We start from the raw sequence: 4,820 nt of genomic DNA, 5'->3' as shown, positions 1-4,820 counted from the left end.
CGTGCACGCGCAGCGCGACGTGCCCGGGGCCGCGGTCGACCACGAACTCCACGTTCACACCGTCCGGGTACGCGGCGGCCGGGCTGAAGGGCGGCGGAGCGAGCAGATCACCGGCGTGCGAGAGATCGTCCACGAAGGCGACCGCGTGCGGGTTGCCCATGTTGACGTTGCGGGCGGGCCAGCTGAGCTCGCCGACACGCACCGTGACGTCGCCCTCGGGGAGCACCGCCCGGCCCATGCCCACGGTCACGTCACCGTCCTTGGCGATGTGCACGGTCTTCACGCCCCCGCGCGTGGCGACCGCGAGGTCTCCCTCGGTGACGTAACCGGCACGCTGGAGGTAGCGCGCGAACACCCGCACGCCGTTGCCGCACATCTCCGCGACCGAGCCGTCGCCGTTGCGGTAGTCCATGAACCACTCCGCCTCGGCCGCCATGCCCTCGGCCCCCGGATGCGCGGCGGACCGCACGACGTGCAGCAGCCCGTCACCGCCGATGCCCGCACGGCGGTCGCACAGGGCGGCGACGGCGGCCGGGGGCAGGTCGATGGCGTTCTCGGGGTCCGGGACGATCACGAAGTCGTTCTCGGTGCCGTGACCCTTGAGGAAGGCGATCCGCGTGCTCATGCCTCGATCGTAACGGGGCACGCGTCCCCTACCGCAGTCGTGCCACCCGCCACACGGCGAGGACCACCACGACGGCCACGACCAGGGCGTACGCGAGGGCGACCCGCCAGTCGGGTCTGCGGCCGGAGCCACGGGCCGGCAGGCCCGGCCAGGTGTAGCCGACGCGGCGGGCGGCCATCATGCCCCAGCCGGCCGCGCAGGAGCAGATCAGCAGGCCCAGCATGGCGATGACGGCCCCGCTGTCGCCGAAGTCGAAGGCGAGCGGGAAGGCGAACATCAGGGAGCCGAGTGCCGCGAGGCTCACGATGGGGGCCAGCTGCCAGATACGGAGCCGGCGCTGCGGGCGCAGCTCGACCTCGACCTCGTCGGCGAACATCTCGCCGGGCTCGGGACCGTCGTCCGTCACACCCTGCGTCTCGTCGGGTCCGTCGGAGCTGAGGCGGTCCGCTTCCTGCTCCACTGCGTCGTCGTCCCCGCGACCCGGCTCATCCCGCTCGGCGGTGATGTGATCGGTGCTTCGTGCGGTGTCGCGAGGGCCGGCCTCCATCGCCACGCGCCCTCCCAACTAGGACTCAACTCGGTCGATCGAAGCTCGATGATGGCACGCCGCCGAAGAACCGGATGACGGCCTGGGCGTCCCGATGCCATGACGTGATCAGGCTGTAACCGGTCGTTCGACCAAGGACAGCGCGAGCTGCGGAAGTTCCGTGAGATCGGCCGCCGCCCCACTCAACCAGTGCACCCGCGGATCACGCCTGAACCATGAATCCTGGCGGCGCGCGAAGCGCTTGGTGGCACGCACGGTCTCGGTCCGCGCTTCCTCGAGGGTGCACTCCCCGGCGAGCGCCGCGAGCACCTGCTGGTAGCCGAGCGCACGCGAGGCCGTACGCCCTTCACGCAACCCCTGCGCCTGAAGTGCGCGCACCTCGTCCACGAGGCCGGCGTCCCACATCCGGTCGACCCGGCGCGCGATGCGCTCGTCCAGCTCGGGACGGGCCACGTCGACGCCGATCTGCAGGGTGTCGTACACCGAGTCGTGGCCGGGGAGGTTCGCCGTGAAGGGCCTGCCGGTGATCTCGATCACCTCCAGGGCGCGGACGACCCGGCGGCCGTTGCTCGGCAGGATCGCCCGAGCGGCCTCGGGGTCGGCGGCGGCCAGGCGGGCATGCAACGCGCCGGAGCCGCGCAGCGTGAGTTCCTCCTCCAAGCGGGCGCGGACCTCGGGGTCGGTGCCGGGGAACTCCAGGTTGTCGACGGCCCCGCGCACATACAGCCCGGAGCCACCGACCAGGATCGGCCAGCGGCCCGCGGCGAGCAGCGCCTCGATTCGCTCCCGGGCCAGGCGCTGGTACTCGGCGACGGACGCCGTGACGGTGACGTCCCAGATGTCCAGCAGGTGGTGGGGGACGCCGTCGCGCTCCTCGGGCGTCAGCTTGGCGGTGCCGATGTCCATCCCTCGGTAGAGCTGCATGGAGTCGGCGTTGACGACTTCACCGCCGAGACGCTGAGCCAGGAATACGCCCAGATCGGACTTTCCGGCCGCAGTTGGTCCGACGACGGCGATGACGCGGGGGGCGGGGGGTGCACTGCTCACCGCCCCAGTCTCGCAAACCTCGACCCCTGGTCTCGAACGAGTTACGTGACGCGACGGTCGCGGGGTCGTTGCCCGTTGCGAGGTTCCTGCCGCCGGATCACAGAGGCGGTGACCCGGGCCGCGCAAATTGACGCACCGGGCAACGCGGGATTTCGCCCGCACGAGTAACGTATGGAGTGGATATGGGCGTTTTTGCACGACTTCTCCGGCGGTCGAAGGCCACGGCGGAGACGCCTGCGGCCGAGGCTCAGAACGACACGGCGAAGGCCGGACCCGAGGCGGAGGCGGCCGAGGCCGCGGAGGTGAAGGGCGCCGACGGAGCGGAGGAAGCGGCTGAGACGGCTGCCGAGGCCACCACCGAGGCCTCCAAGCCCACCGGGCCGGAGGGCGTCGACATCCCCAAGCAGCAGTCCACAGAGAAGGCGGCAGACAACGAGGCCGGCGAGGGCGCCCGTACCTGACCGCCCCGCGCGAGGGAAGGTGAGCCATGGGTCTCATGGACAACGTGAAAGCCAAGCTGGGCCCGGCCAAGGGCAAGGTTTCGGACCTCGCACAGCGGCACGAGGGCAAGATCCACCACGGCCTCGACAAGGCCGCGCAGGCCGTCAACAAGACGACCAAGGGCAAGTACAGCAACAGGATCCAGTCGGGCACCGGCCGGGCCAAGGGCGCCATGGGCCGGCTCACGCACCATGGCGACACCGCACCGGACACGGGCGGCACGACGACGCCTGGCACGCACGGCACGACGGCGCCGCCCGGCACCGGCCGGACGGCTCCACCGCGGGACGCGGGCGGCACTCCTCCTCCAGAGGCACCACCGCCCACCTCCTGAGCGCGCATCGACGCAGCAGGTTCCGACGCACATCGGCACAGTGAACGGCACATCGGCGGACGGCTTCACGGTCCCCGCAGCGGCGCGCGGCCTCAAGGCCGAGTTCGTGGCTCTCGGACCATAGCTCGTAGTCGTGGGACGAGCGGAGCAGCGGCCAGATGGCGTGGGCCAGCTGCCAGGTGGATCGGTCCAGGCCGGCGGCGGCCGCGGCACGCACCGCGTGCAGCAGGTTGTCCCGCTGGGCATAAAGCCAGGACAGAGCGGTGGCTTCATCCGCGAACACGATCATTTCAGCGGGCGGGTAGACGTTGTCCCGACGCAGGGGGCGGTGGGTGGGCGTGAGGATCTTCTCGGTGGCGCTCGCGTTCGTCAGGTAGAAGTCCAGGGCCCGCTGCAGGAGCTCCTCCGGTTCCCCGAGGGTGGCCTCCCTGGTGGCCCGGTCCCGGGCATGGGCACGGGCGGTGTCGTGGAAGCGGTAGACGCGGCCTCGGGAAGCGGACTCCCGGTGGAGCTCGATGAGGTTTCGCTCGTGGAGCTGTTCCAGGGCGGTTTCGGCTTCCGAGCACGTCAGGTTGCAGGCGGCGGCTGTGAGCGGCACGTCGAAGTCGACGGTGAACACGCTCGCCATGCGCCGGTAGACGGCCGGGGCGGGGGTGCTGCGCGGAAGTGACGAGTACGACTGGTCGAGGGCGTGGTTCACGGCCGCCTCCTGACGGGCGAGGGTGGGATGCGATGGATCTGCTGGGGCGCTGCTCGGGGCGCCGGAGACCAGTTCGGCGAACGGCCGGTCCGGGTCTGCGGCGAGGTGGGTCACCGTCAGGGCGAGCGCCATGGGTGAGCCGGCGGCGCGGCGAGTGATCTGTGCGGCGGCACCGGCTTCACGGGCTACGCGGTGCTGACCCAGGCAGCGGGTGAGGTACTGCCGGGCGGCTACCTCGTCGAAGGGATCGAGCCTGTGCAGTACGGCGCCGTCGGGGGCCAGTTCGGCCAGGCGGTCTCGGCTGGTCACGACGACCAGGTGGCCCCTCCCGCCGGGGAGGAGTGCCCGGACCTGGGCGGCGTTGCGGACGTTGTCGAGGAGGACGATCGCGGGCCGGTCCGGCTGTGAGGCGGTCACCGATCGCCACCAGGCGGCCAGCTCCTCCACGGATGCGGGCTGCGCACCGGGGCGCAGAGAACGCAGGAATCGGGCGAGGACCTCGCTGGTACGGGCCGGGCCCTCGGGGGCGTAGCCGCGCAGATCCGCGTAGAGCTGACCACCGCCGTACGCGGCGGACACCTGGTGGAGCAGCCGGTTCGCCAGCGTGGTCTTGCCGACGCCGCCGGGCCCGCTGATCACCACCGTGCGCACGGCGTAGTCGGGTAGCTCCCCGATCTGGGTGATCAGGGCGGCGAGGTCGGACTCCCGGTCGGTGAACGTGGCGGGCACCGGCAGCAGTTGCCGCGGAACTGGCGGTGCGGACGGCGTTGCCTCGTGGAAATGGACACCGCCGTTGATCCGGCTGGCCTGGATGCTCGGACCGTAGAGCGTGCTGTCCGAGAGCCTGTTGTCGGTGACCGGACCCGGCGCGGGCAGCACGTACGGCGCTGGGGCGCCGTCGCCCCGTGGGGGGCGGGTCGCGGTCACAGGTCACCCACCAGGGCTCGCACCCGCTCGGCGTCAGCCTGGCGGTGCAGGGCGTTACGCACCAGGTCAGTGACCCCGCCGTCGCCCGGGGGCGCCGTGACGCAAGACAGGGCGAGCCGGACGACGAGTTCGCAGGAGC

General features: G+C 71.6%; 5 protein-coding genes and 1 pseudogene. 2 read left to right on the top strand and 4 right to left on the bottom strand.

The window, feature by feature from the left end; genetic code table 11:
- The 3 genes from dapF to miaA form a co-directional block, all read right to left on the bottom strand.
- A partial coding sequence (gene dapF, locus ABZ281_RS38075) for a diaminopimelate epimerase (protein ID WP_356662597.1) occupies nt 1-625 on the bottom strand: 625 nt, incomplete at its 3' end.
- A gap of 28 nt (nt 626-653) precedes the next feature.
- Nucleotides 654-1,172: a hypothetical protein gene (locus tag ABZ281_RS38070; protein WP_356662598.1), complete on the bottom strand. Its 519-nt coding sequence runs from the start codon at nt 1,170-1,172 to the stop codon at nt 654-656.
- 108 nt (nt 1,173-1,280) lie between these two features.
- Nucleotides 1,281-2,219 carry a tRNA (adenosine(37)-N6)-dimethylallyltransferase MiaA gene (gene miaA / locus ABZ281_RS38065; protein WP_356662596.1) on the bottom strand — a complete coding sequence of 313 codons (939 nt, stop codon included), beginning with the start codon at nt 2,217-2,219 and terminating at the stop codon, nt 1,281-1,283.
- A 182-nt stretch (nt 2,220-2,401) separates the two neighbouring features.
- Here miaA and ABZ281_RS38060 point away from each other — a divergent pair, with 182 nt between their 5' ends.
- Together ABZ281_RS38060 and ABZ281_RS38055 are read left to right on the top strand one after the other, a co-directional pair.
- A complete protein-coding gene (locus ABZ281_RS38060; protein WP_356662595.1) occupies nt 2,402-2,680 on the top strand; it encodes a hypothetical protein in 279 nt (92 codons plus the stop codon).
- 26 nt (nt 2,681-2,706) lie between these two features.
- Nucleotides 2,707-2,883, top strand: a pseudogene (locus tag ABZ281_RS38055) (antitoxin); the annotation flags it as partial.
- A gap of 19 nt (nt 2,884-2,902) precedes the next feature.
- Here the strand turns inward: ABZ281_RS38055 and ABZ281_RS38050 are convergent.
- Nucleotides 2,903-4,681: an ATP-binding protein gene (locus ABZ281_RS38050; protein WP_356662594.1), complete on the bottom strand. Its 1,779-nt coding sequence runs from the start codon at nt 4,679-4,681 to the stop codon at nt 2,903-2,905.
- Nucleotides 4,682-4,820: the final 139 nt, after the last annotated feature.

Origin of the sequence: Streptomyces sp. NPDC006265, assembly GCF_040613555.1 — a bacterium.
In the GTDB taxonomy this organism is placed as follows: Bacteria; Actinomycetota; Actinomycetes; order Streptomycetales; family Streptomycetaceae; genus Streptomyces.
This window is presented reverse-complemented; position numbering and strand designations above follow the sequence as displayed.

Excerpts from the sequence above, each read along its gene's own strand:
- ABZ281_RS38070 (WP_356662598.1), bottom strand. The coding sequence starts at position 1,172 with ATGGAGGCCGGCCCTCGCGACACCGCACGAAGCACCGATCACATCACC.
- ABZ281_RS38060 (WP_356662595.1), top strand. The coding sequence starts at position 2,402 with ATGGGCGTTTTTGCACGACTTCTCCGGCGGTCGAAGGCCACGGCGGAG.